General features: G+C 41.5%; 13 protein-coding genes and 1 pseudogene. 4 read left to right on the top strand and 10 right to left on the bottom strand.

Going from position 1 to position 19,685, the window contains the following annotated elements:
• Nucleotides 1-8: 8 nt before the first annotated feature.
• The 6 genes from ACQQ5U_RS00405 to ACQQ5U_RS00430 all read right to left on the bottom strand — a co-directional run bounded on the left by ACQQ5U_RS00405 (nt 9) and on the right by ACQQ5U_RS00430 (nt 10,244).
• Complete coding sequence (locus ACQQ5U_RS00405; RefSeq protein WP_437394921.1) at nt 9-3,074, bottom strand: hypothetical protein; 3,066 nt, start codon at nt 3,072-3,074, stop codon at nt 9-11.
• Nucleotides 3,075-3,087: 13 nt separating this feature from the next.
• The gene (locus tag ACQQ5U_RS00410) at nt 3,088-3,672 is read right to left on the bottom strand and encodes a hypothetical protein (protein WP_437394922.1); all 585 of its coding nucleotides are present in this window, start codon (nt 3,670-3,672) and stop codon (nt 3,088-3,090) included.
• A 16-nt stretch (nt 3,673-3,688) separates the two neighbouring features.
• Nucleotides 3,689-4,441 (bottom strand): hypothetical protein, encoded by a 753-nt coding sequence (locus tag ACQQ5U_RS00415; RefSeq protein ID WP_437394924.1) that lies wholly within the window; start codon nt 4,439-4,441, stop codon nt 3,689-3,691.
• A gap of 27 nt (nt 4,442-4,468) precedes the next feature.
• Complete coding sequence (locus ACQQ5U_RS00420) at nt 4,469-5,395, bottom strand: DUF4412 domain-containing protein (RefSeq protein WP_437394925.1); 927 nt, start codon at nt 5,393-5,395, stop codon at nt 4,469-4,471.
• Nucleotides 5,396-5,476: 81 nt separating this feature from the next.
• Nucleotides 5,477-5,608 (bottom strand): hypothetical protein, encoded by a 132-nt coding sequence (locus tag ACQQ5U_RS00425; RefSeq protein ID WP_437394926.1) that lies wholly within the window; start codon nt 5,606-5,608, stop codon nt 5,477-5,479.
• Between the two features lie 127 nt (nt 5,609-5,735).
• Nucleotides 5,736-10,244 (bottom strand): two-component regulator propeller domain-containing protein, encoded by a 4,509-nt coding sequence (locus ACQQ5U_RS00430; protein ID WP_437394927.1) that lies wholly within the window; start codon nt 10,242-10,244, stop codon nt 5,736-5,738.
• Nucleotides 10,245-10,854: 610 nt separating this feature from the next.
• Between ACQQ5U_RS00430 and ACQQ5U_RS00435 the strand changes: the two genes are divergently transcribed.
• Both ACQQ5U_RS00435 and ACQQ5U_RS00440 read left to right on the top strand, forming a co-directional pair.
• On the top strand, nt 10,855-11,283 hold the full coding sequence (locus ACQQ5U_RS00435) for a hypothetical protein (RefSeq protein WP_437394928.1): 429 nt from the start codon (nt 10,855-10,857) through the stop codon (nt 11,281-11,283).
• Between the two features lie 183 nt (nt 11,284-11,466).
• Nucleotides 11,467-14,481, top strand: coding sequence for a WD40/YVTN/BNR-like repeat-containing protein (locus tag ACQQ5U_RS00440; RefSeq protein ID WP_437394929.1), 3,015 nt, complete (start codon nt 11,467-11,469; stop codon nt 14,479-14,481).
• A gap of 121 nt (nt 14,482-14,602) precedes the next feature.
• Here ACQQ5U_RS00440 and ACQQ5U_RS00445 read toward each other — a convergent pair whose 3' ends face one another.
• Together ACQQ5U_RS00445 and ACQQ5U_RS00450 are read right to left on the bottom strand one after the other, a co-directional pair.
• Nucleotides 14,603-14,821, bottom strand: a complete 219-nt coding sequence (locus ACQQ5U_RS00445) for a hypothetical protein (RefSeq protein ID WP_437394930.1) — start codon at nt 14,819-14,821, stop codon at nt 14,603-14,605.
• Nucleotides 14,822-14,824: 3 nt separating this feature from the next.
• Entirely contained in the window at nt 14,825-15,322 is a 498-nt protein-coding gene (locus ACQQ5U_RS00450; RefSeq protein WP_437394931.1) for a DinB family protein, read from the bottom strand.
• A gap of 223 nt (nt 15,323-15,545) precedes the next feature.
• Between ACQQ5U_RS00450 and ACQQ5U_RS00455 the strand changes: the two genes are divergently transcribed.
• Both ACQQ5U_RS00455 and ACQQ5U_RS00460 read left to right on the top strand, forming a co-directional pair.
• Nucleotides 15,546-16,508 (top strand): helix-turn-helix transcriptional regulator, encoded by a 963-nt coding sequence (locus ACQQ5U_RS00455; RefSeq protein ID WP_437395884.1) that lies wholly within the window; start codon nt 15,546-15,548, stop codon nt 16,506-16,508.
• A 15-nt stretch (nt 16,509-16,523) separates the two neighbouring features.
• Nucleotides 16,524-17,133, top strand: a pseudogene (locus ACQQ5U_RS00460) (alpha-ketoglutarate-dependent dioxygenase AlkB family protein).
• 7 nt (nt 17,134-17,140) lie between these two features.
• On the opposite strand, the gene ACQQ5U_RS00465 reads toward ACQQ5U_RS00460, so the two are convergent.
• Nucleotides 17,141-18,682 (bottom strand): phosphatase PAP2 family protein, encoded by a 1,542-nt coding sequence (locus ACQQ5U_RS00465; RefSeq protein WP_437394932.1) that lies wholly within the window; start codon nt 18,680-18,682, stop codon nt 17,141-17,143.
• Nucleotides 18,672-19,679: a transporter gene (locus tag ACQQ5U_RS00470; RefSeq protein ID WP_437394933.1), complete on the bottom strand. Its 1,008-nt coding sequence runs from the start codon at nt 19,677-19,679 to the stop codon at nt 18,672-18,674. Before ACQQ5U_RS00470 ends, ACQQ5U_RS00465 begins: the two co-directional genes overlap by 11 nt.
• Between the last annotated feature and the right edge of the window lie 6 nt (nt 19,680-19,685).

Below are 19,685 nucleotides of genomic sequence, written 5' to 3' on the forward strand. Positions count from 1 at the left end.
TTTAATGATCAGGGACATGAAACTGAAAAACAGGCTATCAGTTTTTTAATGGTGCTGTTCCCAGGAGAAGCTGCATCAACATTTTCAAGCGTACTTATGGCAGTACCGATTCTGCCCATGCTGGAATAAAGAATCTCTTTGTAAACATTGCAGGCTAATTCTCCCAAGGCTTCATTTATTTTTTCATCTATGCCGCCTGCATCCATCAGTATTAAGGCTTGTGAGGCAAAGGCATATAACTTGACAAGGGTAAGGCTATATGTTGCAACTATACCAATGGGCATGGTACCGACTCCAGTAATCGTCATACCAAGGTTCATTTGGGCAACCAATTTTGAATATTCGCGTATCACAACTTGCAATTCCTCTAGTTGTTCTTTGGTGGTGCTAAATCCACCACCGGTTTGATCGGGCAAAATACCATAGAGCTCCCCGCTCCATGGATTTATGTTCCAATACGATTTTGTCTGTAACGAAGTGTCGATAAACTTTAATGTGGAGCGTCCATTAACCAATGGGTAGTAATATGGGAAGTTATCCGCCAATGCATTTTTAACAAATTCTTTGTTGCTGCCACTGGCCATGTTCAGAATTAAGGGCTTTTCATGTAACTGAGAGTACGCGCTGTCATCAAACATATGACCCTCCAAAATGGCCAGTTGTGCAGTTTTTTTGATGGTTTCCCTAAAGCCTTGCTCTCCATTCCGCATTATTGAGAGATATTCAGAAGTCGGCAAGTAGTCAAAGGACATACTTGTTTTTTTATTGTAATAGCCAGGTATGGCCTTTATGATACACGCTCTAAATCCTTTAGGGTAGGTAACGGCATTTTCAGTGACCTGATTTTGTAGTCGCTGCATCATGGACAATAGAATCTGGGGGTAACTTAAAGTACCCTTCCCAAGTTCTTCTATGGCCCTATCCATGTTATTATCCTGATATGCCTCATACCACCCCCGATTGCTCATCAAAGTTTGTAAGTATTCGGTGAGTTGTACTGATAGGGTAGGTGCTTCCCGTTCAAAAGCCATGACCGCTCCACCCAAAAGCATTTCATGCACTTCTTGTATCATTTGACGGTTCGGGATGATCTTATTCCCATTACGGTCAAGTTGTGGTTCATAACCCGCCAAGACCCTGGTTATGGTTTTCATACCTTTTCCTTTAAGGGTAAGGTAGAGTCCGATTATCCGGTTTCCCAAAACATTGTTGTTCATGGGAAATTTGAAAGGCAGTTCAATTTGATGCTCAGTGTCTTTGATCTTTAGCGTAAGCTTGTGGTCCTTATCCTCATCAAAAGAATTATAGGTAACTACATAGGTGAGAAAACTTAACTGATCTACATATTTTTTAATTTCTGTTATGGTGGTTTGCTGGTCATCGGCAGCTATTTCCGTAAAGTCTATGTTTTCCCTTAATCGCTTATAGTGTGTGTCTTTGTCATATACATTGAGCAAGATGGCTGGTGGGCCGGAATTATATATGGATTGATATGAAGCATCATACTCATCACTGTTCTCTCCGTCCGTAGCATAAATAATCAGATCGGCATCATATTGCTTTCCATTCAATAAGGAGGTATAGAGTGTTGAATCTGTTTCTTGCAGGAATACTTGGGCCGATGGGTAAACTTCACTGATCATACTACGGGTTTCTGCCAAAAATGCTTTGATACCGTCTCCACGATAGGCTTTGGGCATACTGCCGGATGTGTCGTACATTAAAAGTATTCTTGGAGAGATGGAGTTTTGTTTCATCCAACCTGTTACGGATTGCCCATTGTCCACAAGTTCAAAATTGCCCATGGAAAGCCCTCCGATAATGTTTCCATCAGCATCTTTGGGCTCCAATTCCAATCTTACCTTTGGATAAGTCTTCGGATCTACTTTTCCCTCCAATAAATGAATTTTGCCAACAGCAGCCGCCAAATCCTCGTCAGATTGTACAGTAGGAGTGTATCGTTCCAGTACTTTTTCACCTTCCAAAGTAATGGGTTCTCCCAAGTATGACCGTTCCTCTAAATAGGCTACATCTTTATTGATGTCCTGTAAGGCCAAGCAGGGTGTGAAATTGCTGATTTGTGAAACCGTTTTTGTGGCCTGGTCCCCAAATGCCATGTTGTTGAGAAACTGTATCTGTAGCTGGTTGCCCAATAGTTCCGACAATTTCCAGGTCCCTGTAACCAAAGTCGATTCATTCCATTTATCCATAACGTTCCTGCACGAAAGGGTAATGGAAATGTCCTGCTCCTTGGGTTCTTTTAGCGCCTTGGCGTCCTTGAACTCCTTAGCGGTGTTGGTGGGATGTAACTGACCAAAAGGAACTTCAGGGTCAAAGACGTGGGCATATTTTTCTTCGCCATTATCGTAATAGACCACTGTTGGAACTCGCTTTTCATCAAACCCTTGTTTAACGGGTTTCTCTTTTATGTATTTTTCATCTATACTTGCCAAGAGATTGTTGGCCAATGTCTCGGAACGTTCCATGAAATTGAGAATGAGTTCCACATTAGCGTTGGTTTCCTCGATGCCCAAAGCCTTATGCCATTTGCGCATTCTCCTATTGGATATGGGCGGGTCGAATTCCGGGATGTATTGTCTAAAAGTAATGTCCTTGGCTTGGTCCAACGAAATAGTGGTGGTCTCCCACACCACTTTGGCCTCAAAACCGGCTTCCACTAACATGTTTTTGAGTATTTCGGCCTTTTCCCTTGGCGTTGCCAGACCACACCGCAGTGCCATTTGGGTCCCGTACAAGGTTTCGGTGGCCATATATTTTAAAAAATCACGGTTGGACGGCAGTATCTGAAAGCTGTCCCTAACGAACTCCGTCATGGCCTTAGGGTCTTTGGAGGCCACAAGGGCCTTGCGCCGACCGACCAGGTGGTCCGGGCTTTGTTCCAGCATTTTGATCATATCTTCCCAAACCCCAAAAGGTGGTCTCCCCAAATCTTCGGTATCGCAACTTTGAAACAATAAAGGGGATAGGTACAGTCCTGAACCACCCAATACCAATTGTTTAAAAAAATCCCTACGGGAAGTATCTGCTAATTGTGATGTGTGGAAATCGCCCATAAAAGTTGTTGGTTTAATTGAGTAACCTATTCAAATTCAAATCTGCGAGCAGCGGCTCCAATTCTTCCTGGGTTACCTCATAGGTCTCCACATCAATGGCAAATCTATCGCCGTAAAATATGGACAGATTATATTTACCACTCTTCAAGCCGGATTCCTTTACCTTGATGCCGTTGATCATGTTACTTTTGGTATAGCCCCATGATCCTTTTTCATCATAATCCCTAGTGCTGGAAAACCGGTAGGTGTTCACCGCATTGTTTCCCTTTTCGCCGGCGCCGTCCAAAATCATTACCCTTACCCTTCTGTTGTCTACACTGTAGGTGCCACCACAGGAACCCATTCCTGGAATCATGTTAATGGTGGAAGAGGTCAAGGGCATGCCCAACACCGTTTGGGGCAACCAAGCTGCAAACTGCTCTTTGGTAAGCGGTGTTTCATGGACCAGCGTTTCCTTGTTTTCCTGCATGTCCTTCGCTGTTTTGACGAGATCAACGGTGCTGGATGTTTCCGGTTCTGTTTTATTCCCTTCTTTGCTTCCACATGAAATGAGTAGGAGTGAGATTAAGGAGATGAAGTATGATGTGTGGATTTTCATGATGTTATGATTGATGTTAAAGACCAGCACAGGGTTTGAGTTTATCCATTTGTTTGCTTATTTCGACAGTAGATCGAAGAAGGCTTACAGGGTGGAAGTACTTCGCCAATGCTAATTCGATAGGTCTGCCAACGATTTCTTTTTTTCTATCATAGGATAATGAATCATCCATAATCCCTTCATTTTCTGCATAAGTCATAACAAACGTTTTAAAAAAGTCAGGTGTATCCGCTGGGTCGCCTCCACCAAACATTCTAGACACGATCATTCTTCCGCCCTTGTCGATTATTTCAGCTATGTCGGTTGTTAATTGATTTATTTTTTCCTTTTCTTCATTTGTGTTAAGGTCTGACATGAACATATTGAACAAATCCTCTGTACAGTACATTATACTAGTGGAGGACATCTTGGCCATAAGTTGCATACCATACAGATCATATTTTCTTTTACAATTCTTTTCTGCTGCGGTTGCTGCTATCAAGGAATCGACTGACATTTGATATTTAAGTATCATATAGGTGCATTTGGTCTCGGCAGAATAGTTGTCCAGTTCTTTCAAGTATGCTCCCATTTTTTTGAATTTGGCTTTAAAAGCGGCCTCAAACTCTTTTTGGGCCTCAGTATCTGCTGCTTGATGTTCTGCTTTTTTTTGCGCCTCTCCAAAAAATTCCTGCGCTTCGCCCATAACGTCTCCCAGGTCAAAGTCTTGTGCTCTTGCCCCGGTGCTTATGAACAAAAAGAGTACGGCGTATCCCAATATTTTTTTCATGTGGTACATTTTAGTGGTTCAATCCTATTAAAAACCACTCATGGTGGTGTATTCTTCTTTCTTTATGGTCATACCTTCTTCCTTGAGCTCGGTGCATACCATACTAAAGTTGTCCTTTTTCTTCTTGGTCGATTCAAACTGCATTTCCATGAACATGGTGTTTTCGCCAAGCGGTAAAATGCTCGATGGAAGGCTTTCGGCATTGGCTATGCCGCCCAAATACCCCACTGGGGTCTCATTGGTGATCCATACCTTGGAAATACCATCCTTGCTGGTAATCTGGTAACCTTTACAGGTGTAGCCCAAAATGGTCTTGTCAGCAATGGGAGTGATTTTAATGTCCTCCATGGCCTTTTGGTTCTTTTCCTCCATTTTTTTGGTCAGTTTTTCCATCATTTTTTTACTGGAAGGAATTTTCATGGCGGTTTTGCGTTTCCCATCATCGGTGAACATGACCATGGCTTGGTTTTCCATATCCATAACCGTAACCGTAGCGGTGTTGGTATCACCTTGATCATACCTGTTGCCAAAATAGCGTTGGCCGGGCTCCATCCAATACTGGATTTCGGTATCTTCTTTTTGGGTGGTGATTTTCATGGTGGCCCTGTAGGAGAATTTATAAACCTCAGGGATTCCTTTTAGCCCAGATGCTCCTGCCAACATACCTGCCATTTTTTTCTGTATAGCAGCTTCTTTAGCATCATTTTTCTTTTGGTCCAGGTTTTTTTCGGTCTCGCCAATGTTTGTGGAGTCCTTCTTGTTTCCTTTTCCAATTTGCTTAAGGGAATCAATGCTATTATCGGTTCCTTTGGACACTTCTTTATCCACGCGTTCCATAATGGTGCGTTCAACCGCTTCTTTTGCTTTCTTCTTCAATTTCTTGAGAAACTGGGCCTGTGTGGAAAAGGATACGGCCAGACTACATATCAACAATAGTTTCATTCTTCTTTTCATAATGTGCGTTTTAATGGTTCTATGTTTAATTGAGGCAACGGATAAGGGGAGGGGCTATGCCTTTCCGTTACTTTTTTGATATTACATTTCTTCTTTATTGATTTCCAAGGTCTGTACAACCTTGTTTGCCAATAAAATATTCAGCTGGTATTTTCCATTTTTCAGATGGTCTATACTTAAGTAAATTTTGTTGTGTCCCGTTTTATTTTTCATGGTACCTGAGGTGGCCTATGCCTAAAAATGATACATGTTGTAAAGGTATCTTAAGGTGTAAATCGGGTATGGAACATATGTTTTCAATGATGTAACATATGTTTCTAAATAGTGTAAAAAGACTGTTTTAGGACTGTTTGGAGAGGAATTCAACAGGAGTACACCCTCGGATTTCCTTAAAACATTTATTGAAATAGGAGGGGGTGTTGAATCCTACCTGATAGGCAATTTCAGAAATGGAAGCATCGGATTTACACAAGAGTTCCGTGGCCAGATTGATGCGTTGCGCCCTTACAAATTCTGTAGTGGACATCCCTGTGATGGCACCGAGTTTCTTGTGCAATTGTGAGCGGCTCATATGCATGAGCTTGGAGAATTTTTCGCTCGTAAATTCAGGGGAGGTAATGTGATTGTCCAAAACCTGTTGGAGCCGCTTTAAAAATTCGGCCTCGGTTTTAGTGGGAACAAGCCCTGGGTCTACTTTGAAGGTTTTGGAGTAGTGTTCCCGAAGCCGCTTTCTGTTCTCCAGAAGCTTTTCTACCCGTACCTTTAAAATATTGGGGTTAAAAGGCTTGGTCACATAGGCATCCGCCCCCGTTTTAAGCCCTGTAAGCTGACTTTCCTCACTGGCTTTTGCGGTAAGCAACAGTACGGGAATATGACTGGTAAGCTCATTGCTCTTTATGTGATGACAGAGTTCAATACCGTTCAGCACAGGCATCATGACATCACTGATAACCAGGTCGGGAAGATTTTTCAGGGCCGTTTCAAAACCTTCTTTTCCATTTCTGGCCTTCATAATCCTATAGCTATCTTTAAAAATAGACATGATATATTTTAGGATATCCTTGTCATCCTCAACAATGAGCAAAGAAGCTTTTTGACTGGGTTCCGGTATGGATTGAACGGAGTTGGAAGATTCCCTTTTTTCTATAAAGGAGTGGTCCGAAGAGTCTATATGGGAAATGGGCAAGGTCAGGGTAAACTGGATTTTGTCCGCTCCAACATTGTTCGCAATAATACTTCCCTTAGATAGGGCCACCAGTTCCCTCACTAGGGCCAGACCAACCCCGACCCCTTCTGTGGATTCATTGTTCTGGTAAAAACGCTTGAACAATTTTCCCAAATCTTCGATTTCCATTCCATTGGTGGAGTTGAGAACGGAAAAGACAAAACTGTCCTCTGTCTGCTCCGCATTCACCAAGACCTCACTATTCTTTGGAGCATATTTTACGGCATTGGACAATAGATTGGATACTATTTTTTCCATCACATCCCTATCAAACCATGCATTGTCAATTTTTTTGAAGTCATAAGTTATGGTTATGTGTTTCTCTTTGGCGATATACCTAAAAGCCTCTATCAACTGTACCAACAATCCCCTGAGGTCTCCTTTGGTTATATTGAGTTGTAGGTGTCCCGAATCTATCATGGAGAGGTCCAGCATTTGGTTGACCAGCCCTAGGAGCCTTTGGGCGTTGTTTTTGATGATGGATAGTTCTTTTTTATCGTCATTGGAGAGTCCTGTCCGTCCCAGTTGATGCTCTATTGGCCCTGAAATAAGGGTAAGCGGGGTCCGTATTTCATGGGAAATATCCGTGTAGAGCTTGGTCTTCAGTTCGTCAAGCTTTTGAAATCTATTTTTCTCTATTTCAATAAGGTAAAATTTGTGGCCCAGTCCCAGTGAAAATACAAGTAGTTCCAAGAAAACTCCTAATTGGGTAATATTAAAACTGTAAAAGCCAAAGACATTATTGGACTCCACGCCCCCAGAAAATGCATGCTGATTGCCTAAGTTCAATCCCACCATGCTAAACCCGATCAGGAAAAAATTCCCTAAAAGAATATAATATCGTAAAGGGGACTTTACCACAATGAAGGCTCTGATTACGGCATATATGCCATAAAGATGTAAGGGTAGTAAAAGCAAGTTCAAGTGTCTTTTCACCAATAAAAAATCTTTGGTGAGAAGCACATAAAAGAATATGGAAATTGCAGCTAAGTAGGTGGCGATGGAAAACCATTTGAGTTCCCTTGAAAATTTGGCGTGATGTTCGCGAATTTCTGCGAATGAGTCCACAAAGGCAATGAAAACCCCCGACAGTAGAAACACCAACGGGGCTAAAAAATAATAGGAGGTGTCATAATTCTTAAAAAAAAGCTGTAATTCCAGTTCAAGGTCTATTCTTAAAAAGAAGTAAGCGGCAAATATTAAAATGTAAACACCATACAATAGATAGTCCTGTTTCCTTAACCTAAAATACAGCAGTAGCATAAAAATACCAATGGCAATAAAACACCCTTGGAAGATAAATGTGGTAAATACGGCCACGGCCATGTTGGTAAAGTGCCATGGCTGTTCTATTTCAAAATCGTATGTAGCGGGTACATCGCCCCAAATGCCATCATAATTGCTGGAAATTACCTGAAAATTGTATTTGCCAGGAGGTAAATTGGTATAGCGAACTTCATTGTTGTTTCCTGCATAGACCCAATCTTCATCATGGCCGGTCAAACGGTATTTGTACTCGTTTAATTTGGGTTGTGAAAACTGCAGGGATGAAAAAGTGAATGTGATGGTATTTTGTGTGTGCTTCAAAGGGACATTCTCGGTAAGGTTGCGACTGGCATTGAAAACCTTCACGTTGGTGATTACGGTTTTAGGTTTGAAGGGATTGGTGTCCAGTTGGTTGGGCTTAAACCAGTTGAGTCCTTCCAACCCTCCGAAGTACAGTATGCCATCGCTTCCTTTTAAGTAGGCTCCAGTATTGAATTCATAAGATTGCAGGCCATCATAATTTTCATAGTTTTCTATGGAGGGTTTTCCATGTATAATGGATAGTTTGGAAATCCCCCTATTGGTGCTCAACCATAAATTATGCCGTGCATCTGGCAGAATACCGTAGACAACATTGTTTGGGAGACCGTCTTGGGTGGTAAAATGTTGGATATTTCCGTTGGATGGGACAAAAGATTTCAACCCATTTCCGTTGGTGCCTATCCAAAGGGTGTCTTTTGCATAATACAGGGATTTGATTTTATCGGTCACCGATTTGACCTCGGTTATGGTGTTGCTTGCCATATCCAGGAAAAAGAGACCATTTTGCTCTGTTCCTATCCAGAGAATATTTTGCTTTCCGGGTTCAACAGTCCGTATGTTATTGGATGTCAGAGGTGAGTTATCTGTTGTATATTGGATTGTTCTTCCTTTCATTTTATCATAAAGGATCAATCCGTGGTTACGCGTACCCAGCCATAAACGGTCTTTTGGGGCATTTAGAATTCTCCAAATGGTAAGGTTTTGAGTTTTTGGAGCATTGGATATTGTGCCATTGGGATCCATCATTTGTAGGCCATGATCCTGATGACCGATCCATAGTGTAGTGCCGTCATAGTACAGGGACATGATGCGGTCTCCCAATAAATTGGAGCTTTCCGCCTTTATTGTTTTGTACTGTTGCCTATCCAAACGGATTTTTGTCAGCCCCTTTCCTGAAGTTCCAAGCCAGATAGTTCCATTTTCTTCCGCAATGGCCCGGATAACATCAACATGGATGTCTTGTGGGAGCTGCTTATTGGTAAGGGTGCTGAATTTTGCCAAGTATTGATCAAAATAGCTGAGACCTGCGCCATCTGTTCCCAGCCAAATTGTTCCGGACGCATCTTCAAATAAAGATAATATGTCGTTATAGTGAATGGCATTCGGGTTGTTCTTGTCCGCCATAAAATGACTGATGCTTTCGGTAGTGAAATCAATGATGTACACCCCTTGACCATAGGTGGCCACCCAAAGTTTATTCTGTTTGTCGACCAATAGGTCAAGAATCACCAAATCTTTGGGGAACATTTGCCTATGAAATCCCTTGAACTGTTCCAAACCATCATCAGCGTTTGAAGAAATGAAGAGTCCTTTTCCATAACTTCCCACATAGATTTTATTGTTCTTCTGGGCAAAAGAGCTAAAATTGGTGCTAGACATTCTGTGAACATCGTTTAAGGTATTCTCTTTTGGGTTCAGTTTGAATACCCCTTCGGAAGCTGCAATCCAGATATCGTTCTTGTGCTCGATCAGGTCATAAATGCTCAAGTTTTGCCCCATCTTGTCCAAAACCTGTGTAGTGTCCGCCATATCGCGGGATATTTTGTACAGGCCTTTTCCGAAAGTGCCCACATAAAGATTTTTCTTGGTATCTTCATAGAGAACACTGGCGCTGTCTATGACCTCTACTTTTTGGAACTTTTCACTTTTGGTATTGTAATATTTTAGGGTTCCAGGGTTGGTAATGGCCCATAAGACATTTTTTCCATCAATATAAACTTTGCCCAGTTTGGCATAGGATGGTCTGGTGACGTCTTCGAACTGCTCTTGAATAATTTTGAACTCCCTGCCATCGTACCGGTTGAGACCGTCCTGTGTGGCAAACCAAAGAAAACCAGTAGTATCTTGTGCAATGCTGACTACACTATTTTGGGAAAGACCATCATTTACCGTAAGATCATTAAATGAAAATCTATTCTGGGCCGTGGATGAATTTTGGGCATGACCAGATAAATAATTCCCAATACAAAAAATCAGGATTATTATTGTGAATAGAGGTAATCGAACAAGGCCTTTATGGCCGCTGTTTATTCGCAATGCTCTTAATGGTTGAGGTTTAGCCTTTACAAGATAGTCCTTTTCTTGGTTCTAGGATTCATATGGCACCATTAATTCATGGGGTTTGACCAATCTAATTAAATTTTATGGAAGACCTTTTCCGTGTCCTTGAACTATGCATTAACCTCTATTTAGTTATTGATTATGGTGATCTGAGGATTGTTATGCCTCAAAAGCTCTTGGTTATAACAGATATCGGTTCCACTTTTCAATAAAAGTGTTACAAAGCACTGAACTATAGATTGATTTGAGAATTAATCTTTTAAAGTTGAAAACAAATAGCTTGAATATTATTACTATTTTTATACTAGTTAAACACATTAAAATTGTGTTCAAAAGTTGTTTTTTGCTTTCCGTGTTCTTAACGGGAATATCGTCAAGGTAACAGTGGTAAAACAATGATTTTCAGCAATATAAGATTTTGTCGATGATTCAGTCATCCCGACATCTATAAACCTTCAGTTTGGCTGGAGGTTTTTCTTTTTCCAGAACTTTTCGGCATTACACCAAAAGCAGGGAACATATCACCATTTGTGCAATAAATACGCAACTCATTGACAAATAGCTATCTTAAAATAAAATCGTTGTTATGAAAAGATGGTTCATTGGGTTACTTTGTTTTGGATTGCTGAGTGTTTTGGTAAAATGCGACTCAAATGGGAGTGATGATATCATTGAAGAACAATCCATTTTGGGAAAATGGAAGTTGACCGAAGCATATATTAGCGCTGGAGGGCCACAATATTGGGTCAATATTGAAGACGGGGAGGAAATTGTGTTCTTGGATAGCGGTAACTTTTCTTCCGACAGGTATACCGAATGCACCGCTGGAGAGTTTATGGTCGATGAAGATATTCTTACCCTTGATTTTAATTGTGAAGGTTTTGAATCTGAAATGGAAAATGAAGAAGGGCTGATTACCTATCAGATAGAACTTGGTGAAAATGAATTCCTTTTGACTCCTTTAAGTGTCATTTGTATTGAAGGTTGCAGTTATAAATACATAAGGATAGATTGATAAAATTCGTTTCGATCAAAGTTGAATTCGGTCGTTTAAGCGAGCTTCAATTAAAAACAGTACAGTTGTGGAATCCGTAATCAACCCGCGTTTCAATCGAAAAGCTTATAATTCCGTCGTAGACCATTTCAGATTGGCTAGGTATTTAGTAGATTTGGAGAAACCAAACTATACTACCAACTCATGAGCTTAAAGCAATATTCTTTTTATCTTCTTTTTTCATTTTTATTCAGCTTTACAACCTTTGCACAAGACTTTGAAGCACTGCAATATCGAACCATTGGACCATCTAGGGGTGGTCGGGTAACCACAGTGACGGGAACACCCATGCTCCCGGGAACTTTTTATTTTGGTGCCTCAGGTGCTGGTGTCTGGAAAACAGATGACTACGGAACTACTTGGAACAACGTTTCCGATGGTTTCTTTAAAACACCTTCCATAGGAGCCATTGAAATAGCAGCCAACGATCCTAACATTGTTTATGTGGGCACAGGTTCTGATGGAATCCGAAGTAACATTATCGAAGGTAAAGGGATGTACAAATCCATAGATGCCGGAAAAACTTGGGAACATATTGGCTTGGATGATGTTGGCCAAATTGGTGCCGTGGAAATCGACCCCACAAATAGTAACATAGTTTGGGTCGCTGCCATAGGAAATGCTTTCAAATCCAATGAGGAACGAGGTATATTTAAAACTACCGATGGAGGTAAAACATGGGAAAAAGTACTTTACGTTTCTGATGAAACTGGTTTTGCAGATCTAGAATTGCTTCCAGGAAACCCAAACGTAGTTTATGCAGCCGCTTGGAAAGCACGCCGTACGCCTTGGACCATTGATTCCGGTGGCAAAAACAGCGAAGGCGGTATTTACAAATCCGTTAATGGAGGAAAAGACTGGGAAAAATTGGAAGAAGGCCTTCCCGAAGGACTTATCGGTAAAATTGATTTGGCGGTGTCCCAAGTAGATTCTAGAATTTTGTATGCCGTTATTGAGGCTCCAACTGAAGATAGAGGATTGTATAAATCCATAGATCAAGGAAAATCATTTACTCATGTTTCTGATGATATTAGGCTGGTAAATAGGCCTTTTTATTACACCAATATTGAATTGGACCCGACCGACCCCGATATTGTTTACTCAAATGCCAACCCATTGATTAAATCCACGGATGGTGGAAAAACTTGGAAGCGTATGAGCGTGCCCCACGGGGACAACCATGATATTTGGTTGAACCCTAACAATCCAGATTTGTTGATACAATGTAATGATGGTGGTGCCAATATTTCCCATAATGGCGGAAAAACATGGTCTACCCAATACAATCAACCTACAGCGGAAATTTATCAAGTTGCGGTGGACGACCAATATCCATATTGGGTATATGGAGCTCAGCAAGATAACACCACTATTGCTATTCCAAGTATGGCGCCCAAAGCATCATCTCCTGCAAATGGAAGTGTAATGATGAGTGTTGGAGGCTGTGAAACTGGACCAGTAATACCAATGCCGGGCAACCATTATATTGTTTATAACAACTGTAAGGGACGATTTAGCGTGTACAGTAAAAAAACAGGACAAAGCCGTGAGTATTCCATCGGCGCATCCAACATTTACGGACACAATCCAAAGGATTTAAAATATAGATTTCAGCGTGTAGCACCTATTCATGTTTCGCCATATGACCCAGGAGTGGTATATATGGGTTCTCAGTTCTTGCACAAAACCAGCAATGGTGGTAAAAACTGGGAAATTATTTCTCCAGATCTAACGGCCAATGAACCCGACAAGCAAGTCATTTCAGGTAACCCAATTACACGCGATATCACAGGGGAAGAATATTACAGTACACTGTATTCCATCAGGGAATCAAAAATTAGTAAAGGCTTAATCTGGACGGGCTCCAATGATGGTATTATTTCTGTTACCAAAGATGGTGGCAAAACTTGGAATAATGTCACACCAAAAAAATTACCAAAAGGAGGTAGGGTAGAATCGATTGATCCATCTCAATTTGACCCGGCCAAAGCCTATATTGCAGTGGACCGTCATTTGTTGGGAGATACAACACCATATCTCTACAAAACAGATGATTATGGTAAGAGCTGGGAGTTGATCAGTACGGATTCCAACGGAATCCCGTCAGATTATACTGCTAGGGTTTTACGAGAAGATCCTGTTCGTGAAGGCCTATTGTATGCTGGTACCGAGTATGGAATGTTTGTATCCTTTGATGATGGCGGAACCTGGAAAGAGTTTCAGCAAAACCTACCGGTGACCCCAATCACTGACATTACCTTGTTCCGAGGAGACTTAATTTTAAGTACTATGGGGCGTGGATTTTGGATTTTGGATAAGGTGACCACGCTTCGGGATCAAAGCATTACCCAACTGGGTGATACTCCAGTTTTATTCAAACCGGATAATACCTACAGATACCAAACGCCATGGGGTGGAGGAGATTTCCCTGAATACCCATCAACCAGCGTGATTATTGATTATTACCTACCATCCGACATAAAAGATGGGGTAAGTCTTCAAATTATGGATGCGCAAGGTAAAGAGGTGGCAACTATTGTCAGTGATTCCACAAAATTGAAATCCACCACCGAAAAGGTAGAGGATATGAGCCTTAGCATGACCTTTGTTTACATGGACGAAAAATTGGAGACCAAAAAAGGCTTGAATCGTTTTGAATGGAACTTGCAGCAAAAAGGTGCATGGGCAAAGAACGAGAAGAGACGATTTAGAAACGGTCCAATGGTTTTGCCGGGTAAATACACCGCTAAACTAACCGTTGGGGATAAATCTTTCGAGAAACCCTTTGAAGTCCTTATGGACCCAAAACTTGAGGGCGATGAAGTTTCCTTATCCGATATGAAGGAACAACAGGAACTTCAGTTTAAAGTGATTGATTTGTTGTCTGAGGCACGAATGCTTCAGGATAAGGTTGAAGACAAAATCAAGGAGCTGGAAAAAAATAAGGCGAGCGAAGCTACCTTAAAGCAATACAAGGATGCCTTAAAGCAACTCAAAAATGATGAAGGAGCCTACCCAGAAGTGGTGATGGTGTCGCAAATTTCATACTTGTACTATATAGTCAGCGGTTCGGACAAGGTGCCGGGACAGGAGGAAAAAGATAGCTATCAGGAGCTGTTGACCCAGTTCAATGAGATTGAGCAGGGGCTTAGCTTTTAAAAATATAAGACTGAACAAAAATTAAACATGTCAGTTTGAGCGCAGTCGAGGACCACACTATGAGGGTTTCGACTGCGCTCCATCTGACAGACAGTTCTTTTCTTTTACATAGAGAAAGTATTTAGTGCAGCTCTTCGCAATGGAAACCTTGGTTTTTCAATAACGAAGAAATCTTGGGTGCAATCAGACTTTGAGTTTCAACACGGAGAATATTATCGCAATCCTCCAAGTCAAAATTCCAACAGCCATTATTGTCGATCAACTTGTTCAACGAAGGCTGAAGCTTTTTCACCTCGCCTTTTCGCTTCACCGAAGTTTTAAATACATGGACTGTCATCATCCTTTAGCTTCGGTCGTAAAAAAATGGTGGCTCAATATCCAAAGCGCGTAAATACACATACCCTTGACCACGGTGGTGAATTTCGTTATCCACAAAATATTGAATATTGGATAGTACGGAACCCTCATACTGGCCAAAAAGTTTAACACGCTCTTGAAATCGTTCTATACTAAGTTGTTTCCATAGTTTATTGATTTGCTCCGTGTCTTGGTCCCATTTTTTCAAAAATTCGGCTTTTGAGTTGCCATAGTCCCTATTTTCGTCAAATTCACCGGTTTTGCCCGATACGATTTCTGTAAGTCCAGGAACGGCAATGGCCAAAAGCTCCTTTACCATCTCGGCAAAAGGACGCATACCTCCAATACTATAATTAAAGAACTCTTTTTCTGGGAATGCCTCGATAATCTTTCTGGTAAGTCTTCTGTGCCCTTGGTAATGTTCTAAAAACTGTGCCGGCGTCATCACTTGTGTTGTTGTCTGTTCATTAATGGTGTTTTCCATGAAATTGTGATTTAAAGGTTTATTGTTTCTGGATTCAAAATTAGGAGGGGGGTGTGACAGCCCTTTGTCAGTAGTGAAAATTGAAATCAAAAAAAAGTTGTTGACAAGCTGTTGTCATAAGGCAAGCATAGCTTTGTCATTGAATAAATGATTAAACATGAGCTTGGAAAGAACTTCCATCCACGGATTGAAATCCTATCTTTGGGAGATAGCTCAAGCAATTATGGGAATGGATACCGTAAAACGTTTTGATAGAATAGTGGCTATTTTAATACAGCTGCAAACCAAGCGAATTGTAAAGGCACAGGAACTTGCAGACCGATTTGATGTGAGCTTGCGAACCATTTACAGGGATATTAGGACCTTGGAAGCCTCTGGAGTGCCCATTGTGAGTGAAGCGGGGGTGGGCTATTCCATTATGGAGGGCTATCGATTGCCTCCTGTAATGTTTACCCGTGAAGAAGCCGGAAGTTTTGTGGCTGCAGAAAAGCTGATGCAAAAATTCACAGATAAATCGCTTGGAGCTTATTACGAATCGGCCATGTTCAAGTTAAAATCTGTGCTTCGAGGTAGAGAAAAGGATTGGGTGGAGGCTTTGGAATCCCAAGTATCCATAGTACCTGGTCAAGTTTTGTTCAATGCCGACGTGCCCAATGCCCTGGAGATATTATTTGAAAGCATCGCGGAACGTAAACAAGTGTTTTTGCGGTACGAATCATTACGGGAGGAGACTCCATCGGAACGACGAATAGAACCCGTTGGTCTCTTTCATGAGAATGGATTTTGGTACATTTTAGGATATTGCCATCTACGTGCAGATTACAGGCACTTTAGAACAGATAGAATTCATAAAATAGCAAGAACATCGCTTGAATTTTTACTGGAACACGGTACCATTGATGAACATCGTAAGAAAAGGGATGAAGTCAGTAAAACCAAAGTGAAGATTTTGGTCAATAAGTCTGTGGCCAAATATATTCGCGGTCAGAGCAAGTATTACGGATTAATTTCCGAAGAAATAAAAGGAAAGGAAGTGGAAATGACCTTTATGACCACCGATTGGAAAAATGGTTTTGCCAGATGGTACCTGATGTTTGGGGACTACGCTAAAATTATTGAACCTGATAGCTTAAAAGAGCGTGTCCTGGAACTTTTGACCAAAAGCCGGGAAATGTTGTCCAACTAGTATTTTGAATAGAAAATGGATTTGTTCACAAGGCAAATAGCCCCAAAGCAGAATTTATTGCCCAAGGATGGTACCGTAAATTATTTTGGCTCCATTTTGGACAAGTCAAAAGCAGATGGTTACTTTCAACAATTTTGGAATTACGATACCTTGGGAAAATGATGTAATCCATATGTTCGGTAAGTGCATCATAACTAAAAGAAAGGTGACTTGGTATGGCGACAACCCTTTTGAATATTCCTATTCCAACATTACAAAAAAGGCGTTGCCTTGGACGCAAGAACTATTGGAATTAAAAAAGCTCACCGAAACCCTTACTGGAGAAATCTATAATTCGTGCTTGCTCAATTTGTATCATTCCGGTGAAGAGGGAATGGGCTGGCACAGTGATGATGAAAAAGAACTCAAACGAAATGGAGCCATTGCCTCTTTGAGTTTTGGAGCGGAACGAAAGTTTGTGTTTAAGCATAAAACAACAAAAGAGAAAGTTGAATTGGTACTGGACCACGGCAGCCTTTTAGTGATGAAAGGTGCAACCCAATCGTTTTGGTTGCACCGTTTACCACCTACAAAAAAGGTTGGAACACCTAGAATTAACCTAACTTTCAGGAAAATTGTAAAGTAGATTTTTTCTATTGGTCTGCTCCATCTGCTTTTGCCCTGTCAATAGTGTATTGCGCGACTTCTCGTCCTTGGTCTGTTCCCACGGTTGCATCAAAACTCCAATGGATACCACCATATACTCGAGAAATTGCAGCTTCTTCGGCCCATGCCCTTAGTGTAGGGGCTTTTTCGGGAAATATATAAGACAGTACCTCTGATGCTGCTGCAGAGAAGACACTATGCCCCGAGGTGTAACTAGGGAAATTGGGTGTTCCCGCAATGGTTTCAAAACCTTCTATCATTTGAATGGGCCTAGGGTAATGGTAATAATATTTTGCATCCCAACAACTAATGCCTGAGTCCATAATGGCCATGTTCATATAGGCCAAGGTCCGTGTAGTCTGCAGTGGGTTTAATTTTTTCTCCACAATTATTTCATTTGCAATACGGTTCCAATGGCCGGGTGGGGTATAGGTGCCAAGGCCATCTTGCCAAAAATTGGCAATTCTTCGCTTTTCATCCGTCATGTTACGTGCATAGTCCTTCAGTAGTTCCACATCGTCCAAAAATTCTTGTGAATCCAATTGTGGAGGGGCAATTGGGCGTACACTTTCAACATCATCAATGCTCCACATGGTTACTTGGCTAAACAAGGGAGTTAAACCAACAGGGCGTTCCGGAATTTCCAAGTTGTCCCAAGCCCAGCCAAACCTTTCATATGCAGCTTGCTTAATCGAATCTGATACGGCTTTAGGTGTCTGTGCATTTTTCATTCCGTCGTTGGAGGCCCTGGCCAATGCCGTTTCGGACACGACATTTCCTATTTCTAATCCTGCTGTGATATCGCTCATGACATTGCCCCCGGATAACAGTAAGCTTTCCAAATGTTCCTCTTCCACTTGTTGAAGATATTCTTCTTCCAAAGGAAACATGGCCGTAAGAATGTTCTTGGATGCCCGGGCAATTACTGCACCATCTGAAGGGTAAGAAGGTATTTGGTTTTCTTCATAGGCATAATCAATACCTTCATCTTGTTGAAAAGGCGCAGGCCGGTTATACTCATATTTGTAATGCCAAGCCGAGATAAGTCCATCAAACTGTGCAACGGACATATAGGCCAATGCTCTACATGCATATGGAGGATGTGCGAATGGAAATGCCGGTGGACCTTTTGGGTTTGCAGGGTTAGGCAATGTATAGGTTCCATCTGTATTTGGTCCAGGGATTAGGTTGTACTTGGCAATGAGTTCCAAGGCAATCTCGTTCCAGCGAATTGCAGGATTATTGGTCCAATATGTAATAGCCTTTTTTTGAGCAGATGTTATGTCTGCCATGGCTTCTTTCACTTCCTCGAGTTCATCAAGATAATCCTGAGAATTGGTTGACGAAGGGGCTGCAACATCAATGGAAGATCCTGAATCTTGGAGTACAGGAATCCAATCACCACCATTGGTATTGAGCTCAGAATAGGTATACCCTTCATAAGGAAGGTATTGCGGTGTATCTTTTTCACAGGATATCGTGGTCATGGCCAATACGACCAAAAGCATAAAGTATGTGTTATTGCGCATTTTCTTCATCAGTTTGTTTTTTGATTACGTTGAACTGGTAGGTTAATCCAAACCCGGTGTTGCTCATTTTAGGTGTGTTTCTGCCATTGACCACCCGATTGTGATAGGCCACAACACCCAAACCTTTGATGGATTTGAAATAATACTGTGCCGAAAATCCTAATCGGTCAACCTCGACTTTATTGGTGGGTTGTGCGGCATTATAGGCCCTAATATCATCACCGCTAGTGGAGGTAAGGCTAGAGTAGCTCAGCTCCAGTTTTAGGGAAGTGTTAAAAAGCCATTTCCCGAGAATTGCTTCGTAGGTCCATGCATTGGGAACATCCATCCAAGCTGTATAATAACTGCCATTGTTATAGTAATAGTCTCGTTCCGCCTTGGTATAGCCTCTCCAAAGATGTGCCGCCGATGCACGAAAATAGAGTTGGCTGTTCAATTCATATTGACCAATGGCACGTAGAGAAAATTCTGGAGCCCCGGAACCAATACTGTAAGGTCTATAATCGGAAAGATAATTGGTGAACGGAGTTGAAAAACCGGCCGTTCCTAAAAGGGATATTCGACCTGGACCTAGTTCTGTTCGAATAGGTCTATATTTTAAAGCAAAGCCAATATCTTGAAACCCTCTGGCCCCAGTAAATTTACCACCATTGGGTTCTGAAGATTCCGTGCTTATGTAGGGCAAGCTCAGATAAAAATTAAGGTTGTCCAAAATACCAATTGCCGCCATGGGTAGTACCATGTTTCGGTCAACCGTAGCAATAGTTTCATTGGACCTTAGGTACGAACCCTCCCAATATCTGTCAAAAGTGCCCATATCATAAGAAAACAGAACGCAAATGTTCTTGGAGGGCATCATAAGGGCATCGGATGGTGTTTGGGCTTTTAAGGATTCCATGGGATATAACAATGCCAACATCCCAAGGAGTGACATAATCCGACCAACCTTTCTTATATGGAAAAGGTGCGGATGGTAAAGAAGTTTTTTTATTGTCATAAGATA

Source organism: Flagellimonas lutimaris, from assembly GCF_051494225.1.
GTDB lineage: Bacteria > Bacteroidota > Bacteroidia > Flavobacteriales > Flavobacteriaceae > Flagellimonas > Flagellimonas lutimaris_A.

Coding starts and splice junctions, on each gene's coding strand:
- ACQQ5U_RS00405 (WP_437394921.1), bottom strand. CDS start 3,074: ATGGGCGATTTCCACACATCACAATTAGCAGATACTTCCCGTAGGGAT.
- ACQQ5U_RS00410 (WP_437394922.1), bottom strand. CDS start 3,672: ATGAAAATCCACACATCATACTTCATCTCCTTAATCTCACTCCTACTC.
- ACQQ5U_RS00415 (WP_437394924.1), bottom strand. CDS start 4,441: ATGAAAAAAATATTGGGATACGCCGTACTCTTTTTGTTCATAAGCACC.
- ACQQ5U_RS00420 (WP_437394925.1), bottom strand. CDS start 5,395: ATGAAAAGAAGAATGAAACTATTGTTGATATGTAGTCTGGCCGTATCC.
- ACQQ5U_RS00425 (WP_437394926.1), bottom strand. CDS start 5,608: ATGAAAAATAAAACGGGACACAACAAAATTTACTTAAGTATAGACCAT.
- ACQQ5U_RS00435 (WP_437394928.1), top strand. CDS start 10,855: ATGAAAAGATGGTTCATTGGGTTACTTTGTTTTGGATTGCTGAGTGTT.
- ACQQ5U_RS00440 (WP_437394929.1), top strand. CDS start 11,467: ATGAGCTTAAAGCAATATTCTTTTTATCTTCTTTTTTCATTTTTATTC.
- ACQQ5U_RS00445 (WP_437394930.1), bottom strand. CDS start 14,821: ATGATGACAGTCCATGTATTTAAAACTTCGGTGAAGCGAAAAGGCGAG.
- ACQQ5U_RS00450 (WP_437394931.1), bottom strand. CDS start 15,322: ATGGAAAACACCATTAATGAACAGACAACAACACAAGTGATGACGCCG.
- ACQQ5U_RS00455 (WP_437395884.1), top strand. CDS start 15,546: ATGGGAATGGATACCGTAAAACGTTTTGATAGAATAGTGGCTATTTTA.
- ACQQ5U_RS00465 (WP_437394932.1), bottom strand. CDS start 18,682: ATGCGCAATAACACATACTTTATGCTTTTGGTCGTATTGGCCATGACC.
- ACQQ5U_RS00470 (WP_437394933.1), bottom strand. CDS start 19,679: ATGACAATAAAAAAACTTCTTTACCATCCGCACCTTTTCCATATAAGA.